We start from the raw sequence: 23,750 nt of genomic DNA, 5'->3' as shown, positions 1-23,750 counted from the left end.
CATTAAGCCCAAACGCCTCCTTGTGAGGCGTTTTTTATGGATGTTAGCTAATCAAAGCTGTGCCTGTAGAGCTTTTGTTTCGACTAAAACGCAAAAAGCCGCATCGAGTGATGCGGCTTCTTTAAATTTGGCCCCCTTGTCGAGACTTGAACGCGGGCGGCTAGGTTTGTGACATTAACTTGGAACAAGTTAGTCGCAGTTATATACGAAAAAAGCCCAATCTTTCGATTGAGCTTTTTTCTGAATTTGGCTCCCCTTGCAAGACTTGAACTTGCGACATACGGATTAACAGTCCGCCGTTCTACCAACTGAACTAAAGGGGAATTGCTTGTTAGCGACGCGAATTCTAATAATTGTCCGGATTTCTGTCAATAAAAAATATCAGAAAAAAGTAAGATAAAAAACTTTACTTTCTTGAACGCCTTATAGGATTTAGCTTTGCTTTAGTTATCCACCAAAATTGTGGATAAGTTTGTGTGTGAAACTTTAACAACAATAATTGGGATAAATCGAAAAATGTAAAAATCTTATCTAACGTAATGTATTTAAAAGATTTATAGCAAAAAATCGCAATTGTATAACTTTTGTAGATTATAAAGCGAACAGTAAAACAAGCGGTATTTTTAGGTTTTTTGGGGAAAAGTGGTGGATTAAAATTCGAGTAATTTAGCTGGGGAAACTTTGCAGGGGCACGGATAATACCAAGTTCTAAAAATAAAAGCTATAACTGATCTCTGATCTTAAGATGCATTTCTCTAGATAATTGTTGCAACGACACTCCTCCTAGAGTGACAATGACCTGATTAAAAAAACAGTATTGAAATGGCGACCTATGAGTAAACTCTTTGACTTGGTATCGGACTACAGCCCGTCCGGTGACCAGCCGACAGCGATAACCAAATTACTAGACGGATTAGATTCTGGTTTGGCACATCAAACTCTACTAGGGGTAACGGGCTCAGGTAAAACCTTTACACTTGCCAACGTCATTTCCCAATCTCAAAGACCAGCGATTCTGTTAGCGCCTAACAAGACACTGGCGGCTCAACTTTACGGTGAGATGAAATCTTTCTTTCCAAACAATGCCGTTGAGTATTTCGTTTCTTACTACGATTACTACCAACCTGAAGCCTACGTTCCAACCACGGACACGTTCATCGAGAAAGATGCGTCTGTGAACGCTCATATCGAACAAATGAGGCTTTCGGCAACCAAAGCCTTATTAGAACGAAAAGACGCCATCATTGTGGCTTCTGTGTCGGCTATCTACGGTCTGGGTGATCCTAAGTCTTATTTGAAGATGATGCTTCATTTGAGTCGTGGCGAGGTGATGGATCAGCGTGATATTTTGCGCCGCTTGGCTGAGCTGCAATATTCAAGAAACGATGTCGCCTTTGAACGTGGTCAGTTCCGTGTTCGTGGTGAGGTGATTGATATCTTTCCCGCTGAATCTGACCAAGATGCGGTTCGAATTGAAATGTTCGATGACGAAGTGGACTGCATTAGTATTTTTGATCCTCTGACTGGTGCGGTGAAACAAAGAGACTTACCGCGTTTTACAGTTTATCCAAAAACTCACTATGTAACGCCAAGAGAAAAAATCCTTGAGGCGATTGAGAATATCAAGGACGAACTGCGCGATCGTGCTCAATACTTAAAAGACAACAATAAGCTTTTGGAAGAGCAGCGTATCTCTCAAAGAACTCAGTTTGATATTGAGATGATGACTGAGCTTGGCTTCTGTTCCGGTATCGAAAACTATTCACGATACTTGAGCGGCCGTGCGGAAGGGGAAGCGCCGCCAACGTTATTTGACTACCTGCCTGATGATGGTTTGCTGATCATCGATGAGTCACACGTGACTGTGCCGCAAATTGGTGCGATGTATAAAGGTGACCGTTCTCGTAAAGAAACCTTGGTCGAGTTTGGTTTTAGACTGCCTTCTGCATTGGATAACCGCCCAATGAAGTTTGAAGAATTTGAGTCTATAGCCCCACAAACGATTTTTGTGTCGGCAACACCAGGTAATTACGAGATTGAAAAATCAGATGGCGAGATTGCTGATCAAGTGGTACGTCCTACTGGTCTGTTAGACCCAATCATCGAAGTAAGACCTGTCGCGACGCAGGTGGATGACTTGCTGTCTGAAATCAGAATCCGTTCAGTGAAAGAAGAGCGTGTTTTGGTTACCACGTTGACCAAGAGAATGGCAGAAGACTTAACCGAGTACCTAAGTGAGCACGGCGTTAAAGTGCGTTACTTGCACTCGGATATCGATACCGTTGAGCGTGTAGAGATCATCCGAGACCTACGTTTGGGCGAGTTCGACGTGTTAGTGGGCATTAACTTACTTCGTGAAGGTTTGGATATGCCTGAAGTGTCGCTGGTGGCGATTCTTGATGCAGACAAAGAGGGCTTCTTACGTTCTGAGCGTTCTCTGATCCAAACCATTGGTCGTGCTGCTCGTAACTTGGAAGGTCGAGCAATCCTTTATGGTGATTCGATTACTAAGTCGATGAGAAAAGCGATTGATGAAACCGATCGTCGTCGTGAGAAACAGCAAGCCTACAACGAAGAGCAAGGTATCACGCCGCAAGCGTTGAAACGCAATATTAAAGACATTATGGAACTGGGTGATCTAACCAAGTCGAAGCAGCAGCGCCAATCGAAGCAAGTTCCTTTATCTAAGGTAGCTGAGCCTTCTGAAAGTTATGCCGTACTTACGCCGCAACAGCTTGATAAAGAGATCAGTAAGCTAGAAGCTGCGATGTATCAGCATGCTCAGAATCTGGAATTTGAATTGGCGGCACAGAAGCGTGATGAAATTGAGCAGCTAAGAAAGCAGTTTATTACCAACAGCTAATCTCACTTTTCGCTCGAGAAGTGATCCCTCTCAGCACAAGAATTGAGAGTGTTTCAGACAAAAAAACAGCCAGTAGTAAATGTTCTACTGGCTTACGTTTGTGAACACTCGGTCCACTAACAACGTCAGTTGGCTAGGTGACCCGAAGGTCATTTATACCGTTGCATCGTTCGTGCCAGATAGATAAAACATTGATTGTTTGAAGTAAGTAAAAAAACACACTACAAATATTGTGGCTAATTTGCATAATGCAAAGCGGAATGCGACTATAATAAGAAATGCAAATTATAAATGGCTAGGATATGCAATCAAAAACGCTAGATAACAAATCGAAGTATTTGTTGATGGTAGAGGATACCGCTTCGGTAGCAGCTTTATATCGCTCGTATCTTACACCGCTCGAAATTGATATCAACATTGTTGGCACTGGCCGCGATGCAATCGAGAGTTTGAATCATCGAATCCCAGACCTTATTTTATTAGATCTACGTCTGCCTGATATGACGGGTATGGACGTGCTATTTGCTGTAAAACAAAAGTACCCTGAAGTTCCGGTTATCTTCATGACGGCTCACGGCTCTATCGATACCGCCGTAGAAGCGATGCGTCATGGTTCTCAAGATTTCCTTATTAAACCGTGTGAAGCCGACCGACTCCGTATTACGGTGAACAACGCGATCCGCAAAGCCACCAAGCTTAAAAATAGCTCGGAACACCCGGGAAACCAAAATTACCAAGGCTTTATCGGCAGTAGCCAAACCATGCAGCAGGTTTACCGAACGATTGATTCTGCTGCATCGAGTAAGGCAAGCATTTTCATTACTGGTGAAAGTGGTACCGGTAAAGAGGTATGTGCAGAAGCCATTCATGCGGCGAGTAAGCGTGGCGATAAGCCTTTCATCGCGATTAACTGTGCCGCTATCCCTAAAGATCTGATTGAAAGTGAATTGTTTGGTCACGTTAAAGGTGCCTTTACCGGTGCGGCGACCGATCGCCAAGGTGCTGCTGAGCTTGCTGATGGTGGAACACTGTTTCTTGATGAACTGTGCGAAATGGACTTAGAGCTGCAAACCAAGTTGCTGCGCTTTATCCAAACCGGTACTTTCCAAAAAGTCGGCTCTTCGAAGATGAAGAGTGTCGACGTTCGTTTTGTGTGTGCGACCAACCGTGACCCTTGGAAAGAAGTACAAGAAGGTCGCTTTAGAGAAGATTTATACTATCGTTTATACGTGATTCCACTGCACTTGCCGCCATTGCGCGAGCGTGGTGAAGATGTCATCGAGATTGCGTATTCTCTGCTAGGCTATATGTCGGTCGAGGAGGGGAAGGCGTTTGTACGTTTTGCTCAGGAAGTACTTGATCGCTTTAATCAATATGAGTGGCCGGGTAATGTTCGTCAGCTACAAAACGTGTTGCGAAACGTGGTGGTATTGAATAACGGCAAAGAGATTACTCTCAACATGCTTCCACCACCGTTGAACCAACCGATTGAAAACAGTCTGCGATTGAAAGAGAAGCAGAATGAAGACATCACGGTAAAAGATATTTTCCCATTGTGGATCACTGAGAAAACGGCTATCGAGCAGGCCATTAAAGCGTGTGATGGCAACATCCCTCGTGCGGCAGGTTTCTTAGATGTCAGTCCATCGACGATATACCGTAAGTTGCAAACGTGGAATGCGAAGCAGTAATCAACAAACAATAAGAAAATAATAATGACGAAAGTATTAAATCAGCAAAAAGTTGATGAGCTTGCCGGCGAAATAGGCCAAGAGAATGTTCCGGTTTTACTGGAAATCTTTTTAGGTGAGTTGAAAGGCTACTACGAACACCTCGAGATAAATAAAGAGTCGGATACCTCTAAGTACTTGGCTGATATCAGTCATGCACTTAAGAGCAGCGCAGCAAGCTTTGGTGCGGATTCTTTGTGTAGTTTTGCGATTAGCTTAGACGCAAAAGTGAAGCAAGCGTTGCCTGTAACCGAGATTGATTTTCAAGATATGCAAGACCTCCTGTTATCGACGTACACTGAATATCAGCAGTTGATGGCGGACCTCTAAAACGGCGAGTTATTACAGACAACAAAAAAGGAGCATGATGCTCCTTTTTTGTTGTCTGTCGCTTGAACCTATGGCTTAAGCCAACTGAGCTTCAATGGCTTGTTGAAGCTTGACACGGTCGTGTCGCCAATCTCGGTTTGCTGATGCAAGATCTGTGGTCACACAATTCCATTGCCCTTCTAATTCAGGGTGTGGTTCATTGCCCAACACTATGTCTATCTTTCTTGCCTTACAGGTACGTTCACACCACTCCAATTGCTCTTGAAGCGTCATTTTCCCTGCAGGGCCGTGCTCTGGTGAAAGGTTTTCAACGAAGATAACTTTTGCCTTGGTGTTTTCAGCTATGGCTTTCCCAATCTCTGGAAGGAGAAGAGGAGGCATCACACTGGTTAAAAAGCTTCCAGGGCCAAGGACAATGCAGTCTGCTTGCTCAACGGCAGCAACGGCTTCTTTGGTTGCTGGCACTTCTGGAGACAAGTCCATCATGCGCAGCTTTTCCGTCATGTCATCAACGTTGGTTTCGCCGGTTACCCAGCGGCCGTCCATTGATAGAGCGGTGAGGTCTGAAGGATGCTCTGTCATTGGGACGATATTGACATCGACCTTGAGCATATTTCGAATCAGGTTAATCGCTTCCAATGGGCGAACGGAAAGGTTGTCTAACGCCGTCAGCATTAGGTTACCTAAGTTATGACCGTCTAGCTCACCTTGGCCGCGAAAGCGGTATTCGAACATCATCGAACTGATTGAAGGTTCTGTAATTAATTGGTTGATACAGTTACGTGTATCTCCCCATGCGATGCCACCTTGGCAATCTCGAATACGTCCGGTGGAACCGCCGTTATCTGTCGTTGCAACAATGCCAGTTGCGTTGTTACCAAAGTCTTTTAATGCAGCTAACATGCGACCTAAGCCATGGCCACCGCCGATTGCTACGACTTTCTTTGAAGAGTAAATATTCATTTATTGTTCTTGTTAGGTTATTACCAACTATAATTTAGGTTAAATGCTTCTCGCTATATACTCAACAAGAGTTATTTTGAGCGTTTGATACGTTTTTTTTGCCGATGTGACCCGTTTTTTACCATCAGAGCTAGATTCACGTACAAATATTAAGTATTTTATTACTCAGCTACTGCGCGTGTGAATATAACGCTCAGTTGCCATAACTCCGAGCTCTCGCATGCTAAGTCGCACAGTGGTATTTGCTGTACCGATACGCATCAAGAGCCAGTGACATGTTGTCACAAGGGCTTAATTGGAAATGATTATGCCTCCCGTGTTTGGAAAGGTGTTCCGTGGCGCAACAATTCGAAGATAGATTCCATCGCAAGTTTTATTACTTGCGCTTGTCGGTTACAGACGTCTGTAACTTTAAATGTACTTACTGCTTGCCAGATGGTTATAAACCGTCAGGGCAAAAAAACTCGTCTTTTTTAAGTGTTCCCGAGATCAAACGCGTTGTTAAAGCGTTTGCAGATTGTGGCACCTCAAAGATCCGCATTACAGGCGGAGAGCCGAGTCTGCGTAAAGACTTTCCTGAAATCATACATACCGTTGCTTCTACTCCAGGCATCGAAAAAGTGGCCACCACAACGAATGGCTACCGCATGGAGAAACAAGTAGGACAATGGCGTGATGCTGGTTTAACCCATATAAACGTGAGCGTTGATAGTTTAGATTCGCGCATGTTCCATCAGATCACTGGTGAGAATAAGTTTACTGAGGTTATGCGAGGCATTGATAAAGCGTTTGAGGTTGGCTTTGAACAAGTCAAAGTCAACGTCGTATTAATGAAAGACCTTAACAGTCAGGAATTACCAGCCTTCCTTAATTGGATCAAAGACAAACCCATTCAATTACGTTTTATCGAGCTGATGAAAACCGGCGAGATGGACGAGTTGTTCGATAAACATCATGTGTCTGGCGTTGCGATTCGCAACCAGCTTATTGCTAATGGTTGGCTGCTAAAAGTCAAAGCCGTTAACGATGGTCCGGCGCAAGTGTTTGTCCACCCAGACTACAAGGGTGAAATCGGTTTGATCATGCCTTACGAGAAAGACTTTTGTGAGAGTTGTAACCGTCTGCGCGTTTCTGCGACCGGTAAACTTCACCTATGTCTGTTTGGCGACCATGGTGTTGAACTGAGAGATCTGATTCAAGAAGATCAACAAGAGCAAGAGCTCATTGATCGAATTCAGGCTCAGCTTCAAACCAAGTCCGTTAGCCACTTCTTACACGATGGCAACAGCGGCATGACTCCAAACTTGGCGTCAATCGGCGGTTAACCCGCTATATACCCTAAAGCATTTTATCTCTCAGCTTCTTTAGGCTGGGCGAATCAGTCTAATGAAAAATTTATATAGGTGAACAAATGGGTCACGCAGAAAGCAAATTTCAAGCAGCAAACATCGCAGTACTAACCGTTTCAGATACTCGTACAGAAGAAAATGACACGTCAGGTGGTTACCTAGCTGAGCATGCTAAAGAAGCAGGCCACAACGTGGTTGATAAGCAAATCGTTATCGATGACATGTACAAGATCCGTGCGATCGTATCTCAGTGGATTGCTGATGACAGCGTTCAAGCGATCATGATCACGGGCGGTACGGGTTTTACATCTCGTGACAGCACGCCTGAAGCACTTAAGCCACTGTTCGACAAAGAAGTAGAAGGCTTTGGTGAACTTTTCCGCCAAGTGTCTTACGAAGAGATTGGTACATCGACGATTCAATCTCGTGCGATTGCGGGTTTTGCTAACCACACAGTAATCTTTGCGATGCCAGGCTCTACAGGCGCTTGCCGTACAGGTTGGACTAAGATCATCAAGCAACAGATGGATGCTAGCCACCGCCCTTGTAACTTCATGCCACATCTTTCTGTATAAGGTGGTTTGAGTATGAGCCAATTTACACACATTAACGCGTCTGGCGAAGCAAACATGGTCGATGTATCGGCTAAAGCTGAGACAGTACGTGAAGCGAGAGCAGAAGCTTTCGTTCAAATGTCGGCAGAAACGCTAGAGTTGATTGTTTCTGGTAGCCACCATAAAGGTGATGTTTTCGCAACGGCACGCATTGCGGGTATCCAAGCGGCGAAGAAGACGTGGGATCTGATTCCACTGTGTCATCCTCTACTACTGACGAAAGTAGAAGTGCAACTTGAAGCGATCGAGTCTGAAAACAAGGTACGTATCGAGTCGGTATGTAAGCTTGCGGGTAAGACAGGCGTAGAAATGGAAGCGCTAACGGCTGCTTCTGTTGCTGCACTGACGATTTACGATATGTGTAAAGCTGTTCAGAAAGACATTGTTATCGAGAACGTACGTCTGTTAGAGAAGACAGGTGGTAAATCAGGACACTTTAAGGTGGAATCATGATTACTGTACTTTTCTTTGCTCAAACTCGTGAACTTGTCGGTGTTGATAGCCTAGAAGTCGACGCGCAATTCAGCACTATCGAAGCGATTCGCAGCCACCTTGTAACACAAGAAGGCAAATGGGATATCGCATTGGAAGAGGGCAAGCTTCTGGCTGCGCTTAACCAATCAATCGTACCTTTGACGACTGAAGTGAAAGACGGCGATGAAGTCGCTTTCTTCCCACCAGTGACAGGAGGCTAAGCATGGATCCAAGAGTATTAGTAACAGCAGAGGATTTCTCTGTAGGCGACGAATACGACTACTTGGCTCAAGGTACAGCTGCCGGAGCGATTGTGACGTTCGTTGGTAAAGTTCGCGACATGAACCTTGGCGACAACGTGATTGGTTTGTCTCTGGAGTACTATCCTGGCATGACAGAGAAATCACTGAGCGAGATCTGTGATCAAGCTGAAGCGCGCTGGCCTATTCAGAAGATGCGAGTGATTCACCGCGTGGGTGACCTAGATATCGGTGACCAGATTGTTTACGTTGGTGTCTCCAGTGCGCATCGTGGCGCTGCCTTCGAAGCCTGTGAGTTTGTGATGGACTTCCTAAAAACCAAAGCGCCGTTTTGGAAGAAGGAACGTACCACTGAAGAAACTCGTTGGGTTGACTCTCGAGATTCAGATGCGAAAGCTGCAGAGCGTTGGGAAAAATAACCACCCAAGGTTACTTACCTTCAGAACGAATATTAAAAGCCGACTATTAACGTCGGTTTTTTTGTGCGTGCTACAAAGCTATTTATAAATAAGCGGTGTATTAATAAATGGTTAATCATTCAAGTTGCATATAAATTCGGTGCGTGATTTTGTCTGTCTTGGTGCATTGCTAAATCTGTTTTGGTGCAGTGCTTTATGCTGTTTTGTATAAAGTGATAATCCTCACAAATAGTGGAGTCTATTTAGGGGATATGTGATGTGCAATTAGATTTCATGTGGCATTAATGTTAATTTGCCGTCTGTGTTCTAGCATAAGATGCTAAAAAAAAGTATCAATACAGATACATCAACACTAAAGGCTGTTTTTTAATTAATCCCTATGTGTAACTCACTATTCATTAGGTTTTTATTAGAGATTTACACTATTTCCTTAAGTAATTCGGAGAATTATCCGATTTTTTGCGACTTGTTTATGGCAAATTACTTCAATGGTTGATAGTGTGTGCCTCAATCTTTGTAAGGTTTTAGGTTTTTATGCTTAAATTTTGAGCTAAATAAATCTAAATCACTGCCGTTCAGTGAACCAAGCAAAGAAGTCATGGATGCAATACATAAAACTTGGAGTTTATTAAATGTACAAGAATAAAATCACTCAGGCCCTTCTTCTAGGTGCTGGTTTGGCAGTGGCTGCCTCTTCTACTCTTTCTATTGCTGCTGAAGTTCCAGCAGGTACAGAACTGGCAAAAGTTCAGGAACTTGTTCGTGGTAACGGTACTGAAGTTGCGACAATCGACCCACACAAATCTCAAGGTGTACCAGAATCTCACGTAATCCGTGATCTTCTTGAAGGTCTAGTGAACCAAGACGGCGAAGGTAATACTATCCCTGGTGTTGCTGAAAGCTGGGAAACGACAGACAACAAAACATTCACTTTCCACCTACGTAAAGACGCAAAATGGTCTAACGGCGATCCTGTAACAGCTGAAGATTTCGTATACAGCTGGAAACGTGCAGTCGATCCTGCGACGGCTTCTCCATACGCTTGGTACATGGAATATACCAAGATGGCGAATGCGAAGGACATCGTAGCGGGTAAGAAAGACAAGAGTGAGCTAGGCGTTAAAGCTGTAGATGCAAACACGCTTGTTGTTGAATTAGAAACAGCGGTACCATACTTCGTAATGATGATGGGCCACACAACAATGAAGCCAGTACACCAGGCGACTGTTGAAAAATACGGTGACCAGTGGACTAAGCCAGAGCACTTTGTTGGCAATGGTGCATTCTCTGTTGATAAATGGGTTGTTAACGAGCGTCTAGTACTTAAGCGTAACGACCAATACTGGAACAACGATAAGACGGTTCTAAATAAAGTAACCTTCCTACCAATCGAAAACCAAGTAGCGGAAATGAACCGCTTCCTATCTGGCGAAATCGATTTCACAAACGAACTTCCAACTGAGCACTTCAAGCGTCTTCAAAAAGAGTACGCGGAAGATGTATCTGTAGCGGGTAACCTATGTACTTACTACTACATCTTCAACACGAAGAAAGCACCATTTGATGATGTTCGTGTTCGTCAGGCAATCTCTTACGCGATCGACCGTGATATCGTAACAGGTGCTATCCTAGCGCAAGGTCAAAAACCTGCGTACTTCCTAACGCCTGAAATCACAGCTGGTTTCGATCCTGAGCTACCTGCTTACGGTAAGATGTCTCAGAAAGAGCGCAACGCAGAAGCGGAACGTCTTCTTGAAGAAGCGGGTTACGGTAAAGACAACCCACTTAAATTCAACCTACTTTACAACACTTCAGAGAACCACAAGAAGATTGCTGTAGCGCTAGGTTCTATGTGGAAGAAAACACTGGGTCTTTCTGTAACACTTGAGAACCAAGAGTGGAAAACGTACCTATCTTCTAAAGATTCTGGTGACTTCGAAGTAGCACGTGCTGGTTGGTGTGGTGACTACAACGAAGCGTCTTCGTTCCTAACGCTAATGAAGAGTAACAACACTACCGGTGGTGTTCACTACGACAGCGCGGCTTACGATCAAATCATCGATAAAGCACTTAACTCAACTTCAGAAGAAGAGCGTAAAGCACTTTACCTAGAAGCTGAGGCGCTAATGGCAAAAGACATGCCAATCGCTCCTATCTACCAATACGTTAAATCTCGTCTACTTAACCCGCATGTTGGTGGTTTCCCAATCAACAACGCGGAAGATAAGATCTTCTCGAAAGACCTATACATCAAAGCTCAATAATAAGCTTCGATTCTAAAAAGTTAATATAACTATAACGATACAGACACTACATGCGCAGGGCGCGCATGTAGCGTCTTTCTAATTTTAATTGTCACAGACTGAAAGAGTGAGTTTATGCTTAAATTCATTATGAAAAGGATATTTGAAGCGATTCCAACCATGTTGGTGTTGATCACTATATCTTTCTTTCTCATGCGTTTCGCACCGGGTAACCCGTTTTCAAGCGAACGTCCATTACCGCCAGAAGTTATGGCTAACATCGAAGCTAAATACGGCTTAGATAAACCAGTATTTGAACAATACACCACGTATTTGACAAATATCTTACAAGGTGACTTCGGTCCCTCGTTTAAATACCAAGATTACACAGTAAATGAGCTGATCGCGGTTGCACTTCCAGTATCTGCGAAGGTAGGTTTTGTTGCCTTTATCTTCACACTATTGATGGGGGTCACCGTCGGGACGATTGCTGCCTTGAAGCACAATACCTGGATCGACTACACCATAATGTCGACCGCCATGCTCGGGGTGGTGATGCCATCCTTCGTGTTGGCACCGGCGCTTATTTACCTTTTCTCCCTGCACTGGAATATATTCCCAGCAGGTGGTTGGCATGGCGGTACATTCATGTATATCGTGCTGCCTGTTATCGCGATGTCTCTTCTTTATGTAGCAACCTTTGCTCGTATTACTCGCGGTAGCATGATTGAAACGCTAAACAGTAACTTTATCCGAACTGCACGTGCAAAAGGCCTAAGCTACCGTTACATCATTCTAAAACATGCACTTAAGCCAGCAATGCTGCCTGTTGTTTCTTACATGGGCCCTGCGTTCGTAGGTATCATCACAGGTTCAGTTGTTGTTGAAACCATCTTCGGCCTACCAGGTATCGGTAAGCTGTTTGTTAACGCCGCGTTTAACCGTGACTACTCGCTAGTAATGGGTGTAACCATCTTGATTGGTTTCCTATTCATCTTGTTCAACGCAATCGTTGATATTTTGCTAGCGCTGATTGATCCGAAAATTCGCTACTAACAGGGACTGGTTATGTTGAAGAAAAAAGAAAATTTAGAAGCGATCGAAAAGTTCTCTGAGAGTTTAGAGATTGAAGGTCGTAGTTTGTGGCAGGATGCACGCATTCGTTTCATGCGTAACAAAGCTGCAATGGTCAGCCTGTTCATCCTTACTATTATGGTACTGGCGGTTATCTTCTTACCGATGCTAGCTCAGTACACTTATGATGATACTGACTGGTACGCAATGCACGTAGGTCCAAACGCGGATCACTGGTTTGGTACAGATAGCTTAGGCCGTGACTTGTACGTTCGTACGCTTATCGGTGGTCGTATCTCATTGATGGTTGGTGTGATGGGTGCCTTCGTAGCAGTACTGATTGGTACGCTTTACGGTGCCGCTTCTGGCTTCATCGGTGGTCGTACTGACCGAGTGATGATGCGTATCCTAGAGATCTTGTACGCGGTTCCATTCATGTTCCTAGTTATCGTTCTAGTAACATTCTTTGGTCGTAACATCATCCTAATCTTCGTTGCTATTGGTGCGATTGCTTGGCTAGATATGGCGCGTATTGTACGTGGTCAAACGCTGAGCTTACGTAGTAAAGAGTTCATTGAAGCAGCACACGTATGTGGTGTGAGCAAATGGAAGATCATTACACGTCACATCGTACCAAACGTACTGGGTATCGTAGCGGTTTACTCTACGCTGCTTATTCCAAGCATGATCCTTACAGAATCATTCTTATCTTTCCTTGGTCTTGGTGTTCAAGAGCCTATGACAAGCTGGGGCGCATTGCTTCAAGAAGGTTCGCAAACAATGGAAGTTGCAATCTGGCAACTGACATTCCCTGCGGCATTCATGGTAGTTACGCTGTTCTGCTTTAACTACGTAGGTGATGGTCTGCGCGACGCGCTTGATCCAAAAGACAGATAACGAAATAGCAATTAAAAGCTATAAAAGATTAAGGAAGCAATAATGAGCTTATTAGATGTCAAAGATCTGCGCGTCGAATTTACCACGCAAGATGGTATCGTAACCGCAGTAAACGACCTGAACTTCTCACTCAATCAAGGCGAAACGCTGGGTATTGTTGGTGAGTCGGGTTCGGGTAAATCTCAAACGGTATTTGCACTGATGGGACTGCTGGCTAAGAACGGCATCATCTCAGGCAGTGCAAAGTTTGAAGGCAATGAAATCCTCAACCTGCCTGAAAAAGCACTGAACAAGGTTCGTGCTGAACAGATCGCGATGATCTTCCAAGATCCAATGACCTCACTGAACCCTTACATGAAAGTAAGTGATCAGTTGATGGAAGTGCTTATGCTGCATAAAGGCATGGGTAAAGCAGAAGCGTTTGAAGAATCAGTACGCATGCTTGAAGCGGTGAAAATCCCTGAAGCACGCAAGCGTATCACTATGTACCCGCACGAGTTTTCGGGCGGTATGCGTCAGCGTGTGATGATCGCAATGGCACTGCTGTGTCGTCCTAAATTGCTTATCGCTGATGAACCAACAACGGCACTGGATGTAACCATTCAAGCGCAAATCATGGAATTGCTGAACGAACTTAAAGATGAGTTCAATACGGCAATCATCATGATCACCCACGATTTGGGTGTGGTTGCTGGCTCATGTGACAAAGTACTTGTGATGTACGCGGGTCGTACAATGGAATACGGCACGGTTGATGAAATCTTCTACGAGCCAAGCCATCCATATGCGGAAGGCCTGCTTAAAGCGATTCCTCGTTTGGATACCGAAGGTGAAATTCTACCGACGATTCCAGGTAACCCACCTAACTTACTTCGCCTACCAACAGGTTGTCCTTACCAAGACCGTTGTCACCGTGTAATGGACCGTTGTAAGCAAGAAGCACCGATTTTGCAGCCATTTGCTAAAGACCGTCAGCGTGCTTGTTTTTCTGATTGGGAGACTTGGACAAAATGAGTAAAGAATTACTATTAGATATTAAAGACCTGAAAGTTCACTTTAGCATTGCAGCTAAGTCTGCTTGGCCTTGGGCAAAACCATCAAACCTTAAAGCGGTTGATGGTGTGGATGTTCACCTTTACGAAGGAGAGACCCTGGGTGTAGTGGGTGAGTCTGGTTGTGGTAAGTCGACTTTTGCCCGTGCGATTATCGGCTTGGTTGAAGCGACTGAAGGGCAAGTGATGTGGTTAGGTCAAGACCTAACTAAGATGCAGGAAGTGAAGCGTCGTGAGACTCGTAAAGAGATTCAGATGATCTTCCAAGACCCGCTAGCATCGCTTAACCCACGTATGTCAGTAGGCGATATCATTGCTGAGCCTCTAGAGACTTTCTTCCCTGAACTTTCTAAACAAGAAGTAAAGGACAGAGTTAAAGAGATGATGGCAAAGGTTGGTCTACTACCAAACGTAATCAACCGTTACCCACATGAATTCTCTGGTGGTCAGTGTCAGCGTATTGGTATTGCACGTGCGCTTATCTTGAAACCTAAGATGATCATCTGTGATGAACCTGTTTCTGCACTGGATGTATCTATCCAAGCTCAAGTAGTTAACCTTCTGAAAGAGCTACAGAAAGAACTTGGTTTGTCTTTGGTATTCATCGCGCACGACTTGTCAGTGGTTAAACACATCTCTGACCGTGTCTTGGTGATGTACCTAGGTAACGCGGTAGAGCTTGGTGAATCAGATGCCTTATTCTCTGACCCTAAGCACCCGTACACCAAAGCGTTGATGTCTGCAGTTCCGATTCCAGACCCTCGTCTAGAGCGCAACAAAACGATTCAGATGTTGGAAGGCGATTTACCTTCACCAATCAATCCACCATCAGGTTGTGTATTCCGTACGCGTTGCCCACAAGCAACAGAGGCGTGTGCGCAAACTAAGCCAACGATTCAAGGCGATGACGTTCACGCAGTATCTTGCTTGCACGTACAAGTCTAGAGCCTATTTAAAACGGTTCAGCCTGTGACAGGCTTAAGCGCGACTCGTTATTAGAGTCGCGCTTTTTTTATCTCAGGTTTAAGTGTATTGATTGCCGCTCAACAAGCTTCATCAAAATATTCGAACAACTAAGCCAACTTCTTCTAGTTTTGAAAAAGTTGGCTTTTTTTATACTAAAGAAAAGTTAGCATCACAGAGGTTTGGATATGGGCAAGTTAGTTGAAGGTGTTTGGCACGATGTGTGGTACGACACTAAAGAAAGCGGTGGTAAGTTCGTTCGTGAAGATGCGGGCTTTCGCAACTGGGTTGAAAATAAAGCCGGAGCGCAATTTGAGCCAGAAAGTGGTCGTTACCACTTATACGTTTCGTTAGCTTGTCCGTGGGCGCATCGCACGCTGATTTTCCGTGAACTGAAAGACCTAACCGATCACATTGATGTGACGGTGGTTTGCCCTGATATGATGAGTGAAGGTTGGCAAATGGGCTTGCCTGAGCCTCTATTCGGTCACTCTCGCATGCACCAAATCTACACCCAAGCCAAACCGGACTATTCAGGTCGAGTCACGGTTCCTGTTTTATGGGATAAGAAAACCAACACCATCGTGAGCAACGAGTCGTCTGAAATCATCCGCATGTTTAACTCAGAATTTAATGAGTTAACAGGCAACACCGATGATTACTACCCATGGGAGCTAGCGAGCAAGATTGATGATTGGAACGACTACATCTATCCGAACATCAATAACGGCGTTTATCGTACCGGCTTTGCGACCACACAAGAGGCTTATGAAGAAGCGTATGACGCGTTATTTGAAGCGTTAGACAAAGTGGATGCCCATCTTGGCGAACACCGTTATCTGGCGGGTAACGAGATTACAGAAGCGGATTGGCGGTTGTTTACGACCTTAGTTCGATTCGATGCAGTGTATGTGGGTCACTTCAAGTGTAACAAGCAACGAATAGCGGACTACGCAAATATTCAGGGCTACCTAAAAGAGCTGTACCAGATCGAAGGCATCAAAGAGACGACCGATTTTTACCATATCAAGCGCCACTACTATTACAGCCATACGGGCATCAACCCAACCCAGGTTGTCCCTAAAGGACCCGCGCTAGATTTAGAATCGCCACATGGCCGAGGCTAGGCTCATCAGTTAATTCTCTTACTCCAGACATAAAAAAAACCCTAGATAAATATCTAGGGTTTTTGCTTTCTACTAAAGAAAAATTAGTTAATTACTTTTTCTTCAGCTTGAGCGGCTTGGTCTGCTTGGATAGCCGTTAGAGCTACTGTGTAAACGATGTCGTCTACTAGAGCGCCACGAGACAAGTCATTTACTGGCTTGCGCATACCTTGAAGCATTGGACCGATAGATACTAGATCTGCTGAACGTTGTACCGCTTTGTAAGTCGTGTTACCAGTGTTTAGGTCTGGGAATACGAATACAGTCGCTTTACCTGCTACTGGAGAGTTTGGTGCTTTAGAAGCAGCAACGTTTTCCATGATAGCCGCGTCGTACTGTAGAGGGCCGTCGATCACTAGATCTGGACGTTTCTCTTGAGCAATCTTAGTTGCTTCACGTACTTTATCTACGTCTGCACCCTTACCAGATTCACCAGTAGAGTAAGAGATCATAGCAACGCGTGGGTCGATACCGAATGCCGCCGCAGAATCTGCAGATTGGATAGCAATTTCAGCAAGCTGTTCAGCCGTTGGATCTGGGTTGATCGCACAGTCACCGTATACAAGAACTTGATCAGGCAGAAGCATGAAGAAGATTGAAGATACGATAGAAGCATCAGGAGCAGTCTTGATGATCTGGAACGGAGGAACGATAGTGTTCGCCGTAGTGTGAACAGCACCAGAAACTAGGCCGTCAACTTCACCCGCTTCAAGCATCATAGTGCCTAGGAATACTGAATCTTCTAGCTTCTCACGAGCAACAACTTCAGTCATACCTTTAGCGCCACGAAGTTCTACTAGACGAGCTACGTAGTTTTCGCGAACAGATGCAGAATCGATGATCTCAACGCCAGCGCCTAGCTCAACACCTTGTTGTGCAGCAACGCGACGGATTTCGTCTGGGTTACCAAGAAGCACACAAGTTGCGATACCGCGTTCAGCACAGATAGAAGCTGCTTTAACAGTACGTGGCTCATCACCTTCAGGAAGAACGATGCGCTTAGCCGCTTTACGAGCGAATTCAGTTAGCTGGTAACGGAATGCTGGTGGGCTTAGACGACGGATGCCTTGAGTGCCTTCAGATAGAGAATCAATCCAAGGGCCATCGATGTGGCTTGCAACGTGATCGTTAACGAACTCGATACGCTCTTTATCGTCTGCAGGAACTTCTAGGTTGAAGCTCTGTAGGTTTAGAGATGTCTGCCAAGTGTTACCTTGAGCCTTGAAGATCGGTAGACCTGAAGCGAATGCTGGTGCACATAGGTTAGCAATGCTTTCTGGGATGTCGTAACCGCCAGTAAGCAGGATTGCGCCAATCTCAACACCGTTTTTCGCAGCAAGAGCCGCAGCAACGATAACGTCAGGACGGTCTGCAGAAGTTACTAGCAGTGAACCTGGCTTAAAGTGCTCAATCATGTGCGGTAGAGAACGTGCACAGAAAGTGATGCTCTTAATACGACGAGTCGCGATTTCACCTTCGTTGATGATTTCAGCGTTAAGGTGCTTAGCCATATCAACCGCACGAGTCGCGATTAGGTCGATGCTCCATGGCACACAGCCAAGAACACGGATAGGGCTAGAGTTGAAGATTTGCATTACTTCAAGGTTCGCTTGCTGAGCTGTATCTGCATCGTCGAAGATTTCAGATAGGTCAGGGCGAGTACGGCCAGCTTCATCAACAGGAGCGTTAAGCTTGTTGATGATTACGCCTTTGATATTCTTGTTCTTAGTACCGCCGAAGTTAGAACATGCTACTTCGATACGCTCTTTAAGTTGCGTAGGGTTGTCAGTACCAGGAGTCGCAACGAATACGATCTCCGCGCCAAGTGTCTTCGCGATTTCCGCGTTTACTTGGTTAGCAAATGGGTGCTTACGAGTAGGTACTAGACCTTCGATTAGCGTTACTTCTGCGTCTTTGTTGATCTTGTTGTATTGTTCAACAACAGACTCAAGAAGTACGTCCATTTTTTCGCTACCGATCAAAGCTTCAGCTTTAGTCATTGCGATTGGCTCACCAATCTTAATGTCGCTGTTTACGCTGATAATAGTAGACGTTAGATCGGGTTGATCACCACCGCTGCGAGGTTGAGCGATTGGCTTGTAGAAAGAAACACTTACGCCCTTACGCTCCATAGCGCGAAGAACACCCATGCTAACACTAGTAAGACCAACACCAGCGCTTGTAGGGATAAGCATAATAGTACGTGACATTGACGAACACCTTTGACTATTGGAAATAAAAAAAGCTCAACTGCTATTCCCACCGATATTTAAATTGGGGTAGGAATAGAAGTTGAGCCCCATTTTCTTGATATGAAAAACTGACTAGCTTCGAGTGAAGCTAGTCAGGTAAATCAATTAAAGACCTGCTAGTTTCGCAGTGTCTTCAGCAATTACTAGCTCTTCGTTAGTAGAGATAACCATTGCTGGGATACGGCTGTTAGCTGTAGTGATAGTACCTTCGCCGCCGAAACGAGCTTTAAGGTTAGCTTCACCGTCAACTTCGATGCCGAAGATACCTAGGCGGTTAAGAACCATTTCACGGATTGGGCCAGAGTTCTCGCCGATGCCGCCAGTGAAAGTGATTGCGTCTAGACGACCTTCTAGAGTTGCAGTGTAACCAGCAACATACTTAGCTAGACGGTGACAGAACACGTCCATTGCACGAGTTGCTTCTTCTTTCTCACCGTAGTTGTCTTCAACGAAACGACAGTCAGAAGTCACTTCAGTTAGACCAGCAAGACCAGACTCTTTAGTTAGCATGTTGTTGATTTCTTCAACAGAGTAACCAAGAGCGTCGTGTAGGTGGAAGATGATCGCAGGATCTAGGTCACCACAACGAGTACCCATTACAAGACCTTCAAGAGGAGTAAGACCCATAGAAGTATCTACAGATTGACCGTTCTTGATAGCACATACAGAAGCGCCGTTACCTAGGTGACAGTTGATGATGTTAACTTCTTCAACTGGCTTGTTTAGTAGGCCTGCAACTTCACGAGTGATGAATAGGTGAGAAGTACCGTGCATGCCGTAACGACGGATGCCGTGCTCTTTGTACAGGTTGTACGGTAGAGCGTATAGGTAAGACTCAGAAGGCATTGTTTGGTGGAACGCAGTGTCGAATACAGCAACGTTTTTAAGGCCTGGGAAGTTCTGTTGAGCCGCTTCGATACCGATAAGGTGAGCTGGGTTGTGAAGAGGTGCGAAAGTCGCAGCGTCTTGAATACCCTTAAGTACTTCATCAGTGATAAGTGCAGAAGAAGTGAACTGCTCGCCACCGTGTACGATACGGTGACCGATAGCGCCAAGGTTAGCTTTAAGCTCAGGCTTAGAAGCAAGAATAGTTTCTACCATGAAAGATAGTGCTTCTACGTGAGCTGCGCCCGCGCCTAGTTGTGCTTCGTGCTTGCCATCAAGTTTCCACTTCATACGAGCTTCTGGAAGACCTAGACACTCAGCAAGACCAGTTAGGTGCTCTGCACCTGTTTCTGCATCAACAACAGCGAATTTAAGAGAAGAACTACCACAGTTTAAAACTAAAACTAGCTTAGACATTAATGACTACCTGTTTATTTTTCTGATCGAAATCAGTTAAGGATGAAAATTAATCTCAAGAATAGTCGAAGCACATAGGCTTGCGTACTAACCTTGGTCAAAAAAACGTTAATTTCCGTATAAAGTGAAAGCGCTCTTTATCAAAAAGAGGCTTGTGCATTCCTTGCAGAAGTCTTCTCAAAGTTGCTTAAATTGTAAATAAGGGCAACAATGAGATTGAGGTCTGCAAATAATAGCGATATTGTGCAAATATAACAAAAAAATTTGAAAGAATATTATTTTTCGTCAAATTTTTGTGTTTTTAGTTGATGATTTCAACTTTTTTTTAATGGGAGACTCATATGAGCAATAGAGTTGGTTTAGCTACTAGTTTAAAAGATGGCCAAAAGTACATGGATCTCTGGCCCGTCCGAAAAGAGTTAAACGCGATCTTCCCAGAACAACGCATTATTAAAGCGACCCGTTTTGGCGTGAAAGTGATGCCTGCGATTGCCGCTATCAGTGTTCTTACACAAATGGTCTTTAATAATTACCAAGCGATGCCACAGGCTGTGGTTATGGCTTTGTTTGCGATCAGCTTGCCGCTTCAAGGTATGTGGTGGTTGGGCAATCGCTCAAATACACAACTTCCGCCGGCGCTAGTATCGTGGTACCGCGAACTGCATGAAAAGATCACTGAAACGGGTTTTGCGTTAGAGCCTATGAAGTCGCGCCCTCGCTATAAAGAATTGGCAATCATTTTAAATCGTGCCTTTCGTCAGTTAGATAAATCCTCAATGGAGCGTTGGTTCTAAAGAATCCCAGCTCTCCCTCTTGTCTGAGAACAACTATTCATCTTCTATAGCTTGTTCTCAGATTTGCTCCTCTCTTTGTTACCTCGCTTACTTTCCGTTTAGCTTACCTGTCCTTATTCACTTGGTTTCTTACCTTCCTCCGAAGTCAATATAACCTTTCTCACATAACTCGAGCCTTGTTGTATTTTTGTTAAATATCACTTCAAGTTATCAATGGTTACTGGTAATAATGTCAATAGTGATTTTGATGTTGTTCTCTTTGAGCGAGTAATGACGGGTAGAGCTTGATTCAGGGAGCAATAATGAGTTCTGTAAGAAAGGTATTGGCAGCGGTTTTAAGTTGCTTGATGTTGCTATGGACTGGCAATGTAATGGCAAACGTTGCCAAAGTGTCGGTTTCACAAGTTGTTGACCATCCCGATCTGAATGCGACACGTCTAGGGCTCCTTGAAGGATTGAAAGCCAAGGGTTATGACCCCGGTAAGAACTTAGAGTTTTCTTATGAAATGGCGAATGGTAACCCGGCTCAGGCAGCCAAGATTGCCAGAGAGCTCGTCAGTGAAAATCCCCATGTATTGGTAGGCATCGCAACACCGACCTCACAAGCCTTAGTATCGGCGACTCGCTCGATACCGATTGTGTTCACCGCGGTTACCGATCCTATCGGCGCTAGGCTGGTTAAACAGCTAGAAAAGCCGGGCCGCAATGTCACGGGTCTTTCTGATCTCTCTCCAATCGTTCAACATGTCTCTTTGATCAAAGAGCTTCTTCCTAAGGCAAGTTCAATCGGTGTGGTTTATAACCCTGCGGAAGCGAATGCCGTTGCGTTAGTTGGGTTATTGAGAAAGGCAACTCGAGATTTCGGTTATACACTTCACACCGAAAAAGCGCTGACTGTTGACGATGTCGAAGCAAAAGCAGAATCCATTGCTAAGAAGTCTGATGTTATCTATGCCTTGACCGATAACACGGTTGCAAGCGGCATGGAGGGGTTGATAGACGCTGCAAACCAAGCTGGTACACCTGTGGTTGCAGGAGCAACGTCTTATGTCGGGAAGGGAGCGATTGCTGGTTTAGGTCTAGATTATTATGATGTTGGGATTCAGACCGCGGATTATGTCGCAGCCATTCTGGAAGGACAGAAGCCCGGGAAGTTGAGTGTCAAAACTGCGCAGAGTTCTCAGCTGGTGGTTAACCTAGATGCTGCACGTGAGCTTGGCGTGACAGTACCTCAGTCTGTGATTGAGCGTGCGGTCATTAGCCGGTGAATTGAGTTTGGTGTTAGGTGAGCTAATAGGCCATAAGTCATATTATTAACAGCATTGAAATGGGCTCAGATAACGGAACTAACCTTCTCTATATGTTGGTGCTTCTCTATTTTATTCATTTGTAAGCGGTTATTTGACCGTTAGGTGTGTCGTTAATATCAATTTACATTATTTTACGTCGAGCGAATTGCCGATTAATGTAATAATATTAATGGGGTAAATGAAAATAGCTGAGCGCTAAGAGCACATTATATGAAAGTAAATAGGCACTTTAGCCTTACCTTTGTCTTCGGCTTTCCTGCAGTGATCGCCGCGATGCTACTCGGCTTAATCGGAAAGAACCATTTTGATTCGGTGGAAAAAGACATCGAGAGCGAATTTCATCGTATCGAAGAGGTATTCAAAAGAACCACAAAAGTGGTCACCGCTCTAGACTACAGTTTTTCCAACTACTACAAATCCGGGAACCCTCTATTTCTCGATCACAATAAGCAAGTCGTAGATGGCCTTTGCCAAATTTGGCCTATTGACATACTGCTACTTGCGGATGGAAAAACCTCTGATATTCCTTCGGTCGATATCGACTATATGCTGATTGGTGAAGCCTCCCTATGTACCGAAACCAGTGAGACTTATAAAAGTGCATCAGAAAAGATTGCGCTTGCACCGATTCTTTCGTTCCTCTCTCAACTTGATGAATACCACGACAGTGTGCACTTCATTGATACGCGCGGCTATGTGATCTCTTCGCCAGAAGATTTTGCCAAAGGGTTGAGTAAAGAGCTGTTGTCGACCATAAAGAGTCGCCCTTACTGGCAGAAAACCGCCAACAACCCTGACAAACTCACGCTCTCTGGCCCTGGCTATCGTTTTGATTCCCTTGACCGCATGATCAGTATGACCATCCCTGTGTTCCATAAAGGCGTTCACCAAGGGATGCTGTCGGTGGATATTAATGCTGGTAGGTTGCTTGAGAACTCTAATGAGCATCTAGCGGGTCGGATAGATATTATAGATACTACTCGTACTATGCCGAATGATAGTGCGGCCTTCTACCATGAGATTAATCTGGATGGTGTAGCGTCTCACCATGCGATGTATTACGAGTTAGATATCGCGAAAGAAGTTGAGCACTTTTTCGTGTATGAGAAAGACAGTCTTATTGTTGCCATCATTGTGTACCTCTTCTCAGTAACTATCTTTTTCTACGTCAATTCCAATATTGAACGCGGTTACTTTAAAGATCTCGCAGCCAAAGACCCTATGACAGGGTTATTGAATCGCCGTGGTTTAGAAGCGTTCTGGCGCAGCGTAGAGCACGATCAACTGTTTGCCTTAACCGTCTTCGATATCGATGACTTTAAGTCAATTAACGACACCTACGGCCACGATAAGGGGGATGATGTGATTCGTTATATGTCGCGTCAGATCAGTAACAGTATTCGAAGCAGTGACGTTGCAGCACGGTTTGGCGGTGAAGAGTTTGTCGTTTATATGAAAGGCGAAGATCGTGAAACTTTGATGAGAACATTAGAGCGAGTGAAGAATGCGATTTGTTCCACTTCAGCCGACATTATTCCAAATGGATTTACGGTATCTGGCGGTGTCTGCATTGTTGAAACTGAGCAAAGTAAACTTAACTTCGATGAGATATTTAAGTACGCCGATGAAAAGCTATACGTGGCTAAGACGACGGGTAAAGACCGTCTTGAATTTTAACCACGTTATTGAATCGAT

The 23,750-nt window shown here is 44.6% G+C and carries 20 protein-coding genes, 1 tRNA gene and 1 riboswitch; of the genes, 17 read left to right on the top strand and 4 right to left on the bottom strand.

The features are described 5' to 3' along the window. Positions 1–247: 247 nt before the first annotated feature. Positions 248–323: transfer RNA gene (locus tag AC3CH3_RS10465), tRNA-Asn, on the bottom strand. Positions 324–832: 509 nt separating this feature from the next. On the opposite strand from AC3CH3_RS10465, the gene uvrB reads away from it, so the two are divergent. The 3 genes from uvrB to luxU all read left to right on the top strand — a co-directional run bounded on the left by uvrB (position 833) and on the right by luxU (position 4,923). Further along, the gene (gene uvrB / locus AC3CH3_RS10460) at positions 833–2,863 is read left to right on the top strand and encodes an excinuclease ABC subunit UvrB (protein WP_017062180.1); all 2,031 of its coding nucleotides are present in this window, start codon (positions 833–835) and stop codon (positions 2,861–2,863) included. 302 nt (positions 2,864–3,165) lie between these two features. Next, the gene (gene luxO / locus AC3CH3_RS10455) at positions 3,166–4,554 is read left to right on the top strand and encodes a quorum-sensing sigma-54 dependent transcriptional regulator LuxO (protein WP_004734031.1); all 1,389 of its coding nucleotides are present in this window, start codon (positions 3,166–3,168) and stop codon (positions 4,552–4,554) included. Positions 4,555–4,578: 24 nt separating this feature from the next. Then, complete coding sequence (luxU, locus tag AC3CH3_RS10450; RefSeq protein ID WP_488537107.1) at positions 4,579–4,923, top strand: quorum-sensing phosphorelay protein LuxU; 345 nt, start codon at positions 4,579–4,581, stop codon at positions 4,921–4,923. A gap of 75 nt (positions 4,924–4,998) precedes the next feature. On the opposite strand, the gene AC3CH3_RS10445 is transcribed toward luxU, so the two are convergent. Further along, the gene (locus tag AC3CH3_RS10445) at positions 4,999–5,886 is read right to left on the bottom strand and encodes a YvcK family protein (protein ID WP_048611585.1); all 888 of its coding nucleotides are present in this window, start codon (positions 5,884–5,886) and stop codon (positions 4,999–5,001) included. A gap of 194 nt (positions 5,887–6,080) precedes the next feature. After that, positions 6,081–6,233: riboswitch (molybdenum cofactor riboswitch) on the top strand. On the opposite strand from AC3CH3_RS10445, the gene moaA reads away from it, so the two are divergent. The 11 genes from moaA (at position 6,222) to AC3CH3_RS10390 (ending at position 16,358) form a co-directional block, all read left to right on the top strand. Further along, the gene (moaA, locus tag AC3CH3_RS10440; protein ID WP_009848642.1) at positions 6,222–7,211 is read left to right on the top strand and encodes a GTP 3',8-cyclase MoaA; all 990 of its coding nucleotides are present in this window, start codon (positions 6,222–6,224) and stop codon (positions 7,209–7,211) included. Its footprint overlaps the riboswitch before it by 12 nt. An 86-nt stretch (positions 7,212–7,297) precedes the next feature. Further along, positions 7,298–7,810 carry a molybdenum cofactor biosynthesis protein B gene (gene moaB, locus AC3CH3_RS10435; RefSeq protein ID WP_010437177.1) on the top strand — a complete coding sequence of 171 codons (513 nt, stop codon included), beginning with the start codon at positions 7,298–7,300 and terminating at the stop codon, positions 7,808–7,810. A gap of 12 nt (positions 7,811–7,822) precedes the next feature. Continuing rightward, entirely contained in the window at positions 7,823–8,302 is a 480-nt protein-coding gene (gene moaC, locus AC3CH3_RS10430) for a cyclic pyranopterin monophosphate synthase MoaC (RefSeq protein WP_004734026.1), read from the top strand. Further along, positions 8,299–8,544 carry a molybdopterin synthase sulfur carrier subunit gene (gene moaD, locus AC3CH3_RS10425; protein ID WP_019823606.1) on the top strand — a complete coding sequence of 82 codons (246 nt, stop codon included), beginning with the start codon at positions 8,299–8,301 and terminating at the stop codon, positions 8,542–8,544. The genes moaC and moaD overlap by 4 nt, the downstream gene beginning before the upstream one ends. 2 nt (positions 8,545–8,546) lie before the next feature. Then, complete coding sequence (gene moaE / locus AC3CH3_RS10420; RefSeq protein WP_488537106.1) at positions 8,547–9,002, top strand: molybdopterin synthase catalytic subunit MoaE; 456 nt, start codon at positions 8,547–8,549, stop codon at positions 9,000–9,002. A gap of 632 nt (positions 9,003–9,634) precedes the next feature. Continuing rightward, a complete protein-coding gene (locus AC3CH3_RS10415; protein WP_055319722.1) occupies positions 9,635–11,266 on the top strand; it encodes an ABC transporter substrate-binding protein in 1,632 nt (543 codons plus the stop codon). A gap of 114 nt (positions 11,267–11,380) precedes the next feature. Further along, entirely contained in the window at positions 11,381–12,301 is a 921-nt protein-coding gene (gene oppB, locus AC3CH3_RS10410) for an oligopeptide ABC transporter permease OppB (protein WP_171366589.1), read from the top strand. Positions 12,302–12,313: 12 nt separating this feature from the next. After that, complete coding sequence (gene oppC, locus AC3CH3_RS10405; protein ID WP_048662067.1) at positions 12,314–13,216, top strand: oligopeptide ABC transporter permease OppC; 903 nt, start codon at positions 12,314–12,316, stop codon at positions 13,214–13,216. Positions 13,217–13,258: 42 nt separating this feature from the next. After that, positions 13,259–14,230, top strand: coding sequence for an ABC transporter ATP-binding protein (gene oppD / locus AC3CH3_RS10400; RefSeq protein ID WP_012603544.1), 972 nt, complete (start codon positions 13,259–13,261; stop codon positions 14,228–14,230). Next, entirely contained in the window at positions 14,227–15,213 is a 987-nt protein-coding gene (oppF, locus tag AC3CH3_RS10395) for a murein tripeptide/oligopeptide ABC transporter ATP binding protein OppF (protein ID WP_009848634.1), read from the top strand. Before oppD ends, oppF begins: the two co-directional genes overlap by 4 nt. Positions 15,214–15,419: 206 nt before the next feature. Beyond that, the gene (locus AC3CH3_RS10390) at positions 15,420–16,358 is read left to right on the top strand and encodes a glutathione S-transferase family protein (RefSeq protein ID WP_488537105.1); all 939 of its coding nucleotides are present in this window, start codon (positions 15,420–15,422) and stop codon (positions 16,356–16,358) included. A gap of 83 nt (positions 16,359–16,441) precedes the next feature. On the opposite strand, the gene pta is transcribed toward AC3CH3_RS10390, so the two are convergent. Further along, a complete protein-coding gene (gene pta / locus AC3CH3_RS10385; protein ID WP_488537104.1) occupies positions 16,442–18,607 on the bottom strand; it encodes a phosphate acetyltransferase in 2,166 nt (721 codons plus the stop codon). 147 nt (positions 18,608–18,754) lie between these two features. Beyond that, positions 18,755–19,951, bottom strand: a complete 1,197-nt coding sequence (locus AC3CH3_RS10380; RefSeq protein WP_010437209.1) for an acetate kinase — start codon at positions 19,949–19,951, stop codon at positions 18,755–18,757. Between the two features lie 341 nt (positions 19,952–20,292). Here AC3CH3_RS10380 and yfbV point away from each other — a divergent pair, with 341 nt between their 5' ends. The 3 genes from yfbV to AC3CH3_RS10365 all read left to right on the top strand — a co-directional run bounded on the left by yfbV (position 20,293) and on the right by AC3CH3_RS10365 (position 23,732). Further along, complete coding sequence (yfbV, locus tag AC3CH3_RS10375; protein WP_488537103.1) at positions 20,293–20,745, top strand: terminus macrodomain insulation protein YfbV; 453 nt, start codon at positions 20,293–20,295, stop codon at positions 20,743–20,745. A 302-nt stretch (positions 20,746–21,047) separates the two neighbouring features. Then, positions 21,048–22,013, top strand: a complete 966-nt coding sequence (locus tag AC3CH3_RS10370) for an ABC transporter substrate-binding protein (protein WP_488537102.1) — start codon at positions 21,048–21,050, stop codon at positions 22,011–22,013. A gap of 252 nt (positions 22,014–22,265) precedes the next feature. Continuing rightward, positions 22,266–23,732: a GGDEF domain-containing protein gene (locus tag AC3CH3_RS10365; protein WP_488537101.1), complete on the top strand. Its 1,467-nt coding sequence runs from the start codon at positions 22,266–22,268 to the stop codon at positions 23,730–23,732. Positions 23,733–23,750 lie beyond the last annotated feature (18 nt).

Source organism: Vibrio sp. QJM3NY_35 (assembly GCF_057785915.1).
Note: the sequence above shows the minus strand (reverse complement) of the source record. Positions and strands in the feature narration are given on the sequence as shown.

Coding starts and splice junctions, on each gene's coding strand:
- AC3CH3_RS10365 (WP_488537101.1), top strand. CDS start 22,266: ATGAAAGTAAATAGGCACTTTAGCCTTACCTTTGTCTTCGGCTTTCCT.
- moaB (WP_010437177.1), top strand. CDS start 7,298: ATGGGTCACGCAGAAAGCAAATTTCAAGCAGCAAACATCGCAGTACTA.
- yfbV (WP_488537103.1), top strand. CDS start 20,293: ATGAGCAATAGAGTTGGTTTAGCTACTAGTTTAAAAGATGGCCAAAAG.
- AC3CH3_RS10415 (WP_055319722.1), top strand. CDS start 9,635: ATGTACAAGAATAAAATCACTCAGGCCCTTCTTCTAGGTGCTGGTTTG.
- moaE (WP_488537106.1), top strand. CDS start 8,547: ATGGATCCAAGAGTATTAGTAACAGCAGAGGATTTCTCTGTAGGCGAC.
- oppD (WP_012603544.1), top strand. CDS start 13,259: ATGAGCTTATTAGATGTCAAAGATCTGCGCGTCGAATTTACCACGCAA.
- uvrB (WP_017062180.1), top strand. CDS start 833: ATGAGTAAACTCTTTGACTTGGTATCGGACTACAGCCCGTCCGGTGAC.
- AC3CH3_RS10370 (WP_488537102.1), top strand. CDS start 21,048: ATGAGTTCTGTAAGAAAGGTATTGGCAGCGGTTTTAAGTTGCTTGATG.
- AC3CH3_RS10445 (WP_048611585.1), bottom strand. CDS start 5,886: ATGAATATTTACTCTTCAAAGAAAGTCGTAGCAATCGGCGGTGGCCAT.
- oppF (WP_009848634.1), top strand. CDS start 14,227: ATGAGTAAAGAATTACTATTAGATATTAAAGACCTGAAAGTTCACTTT.
- oppB (WP_171366589.1), top strand. CDS start 11,381: ATGCTTAAATTCATTATGAAAAGGATATTTGAAGCGATTCCAACCATG.
- AC3CH3_RS10390 (WP_488537105.1), top strand. CDS start 15,420: ATGGGCAAGTTAGTTGAAGGTGTTTGGCACGATGTGTGGTACGACACT.
- luxU (WP_488537107.1), top strand. CDS start 4,579: ATGACGAAAGTATTAAATCAGCAAAAAGTTGATGAGCTTGCCGGCGAA.
- pta (WP_488537104.1), bottom strand. CDS start 18,607: ATGTCACGTACTATTATGCTTATCCCTACAAGCGCTGGTGTTGGTCTT.
- moaC (WP_004734026.1), top strand. CDS start 7,823: ATGAGCCAATTTACACACATTAACGCGTCTGGCGAAGCAAACATGGTC.
- moaD (WP_019823606.1), top strand. CDS start 8,299: ATGATTACTGTACTTTTCTTTGCTCAAACTCGTGAACTTGTCGGTGTT.
- AC3CH3_RS10380 (WP_010437209.1), bottom strand. CDS start 19,951: ATGTCTAAGCTAGTTTTAGTTTTAAACTGTGGTAGTTCTTCTCTTAAA.
- oppC (WP_048662067.1), top strand. CDS start 12,314: ATGTTGAAGAAAAAAGAAAATTTAGAAGCGATCGAAAAGTTCTCTGAG.
- luxO (WP_004734031.1), top strand. CDS start 3,166: ATGCAATCAAAAACGCTAGATAACAAATCGAAGTATTTGTTGATGGTA.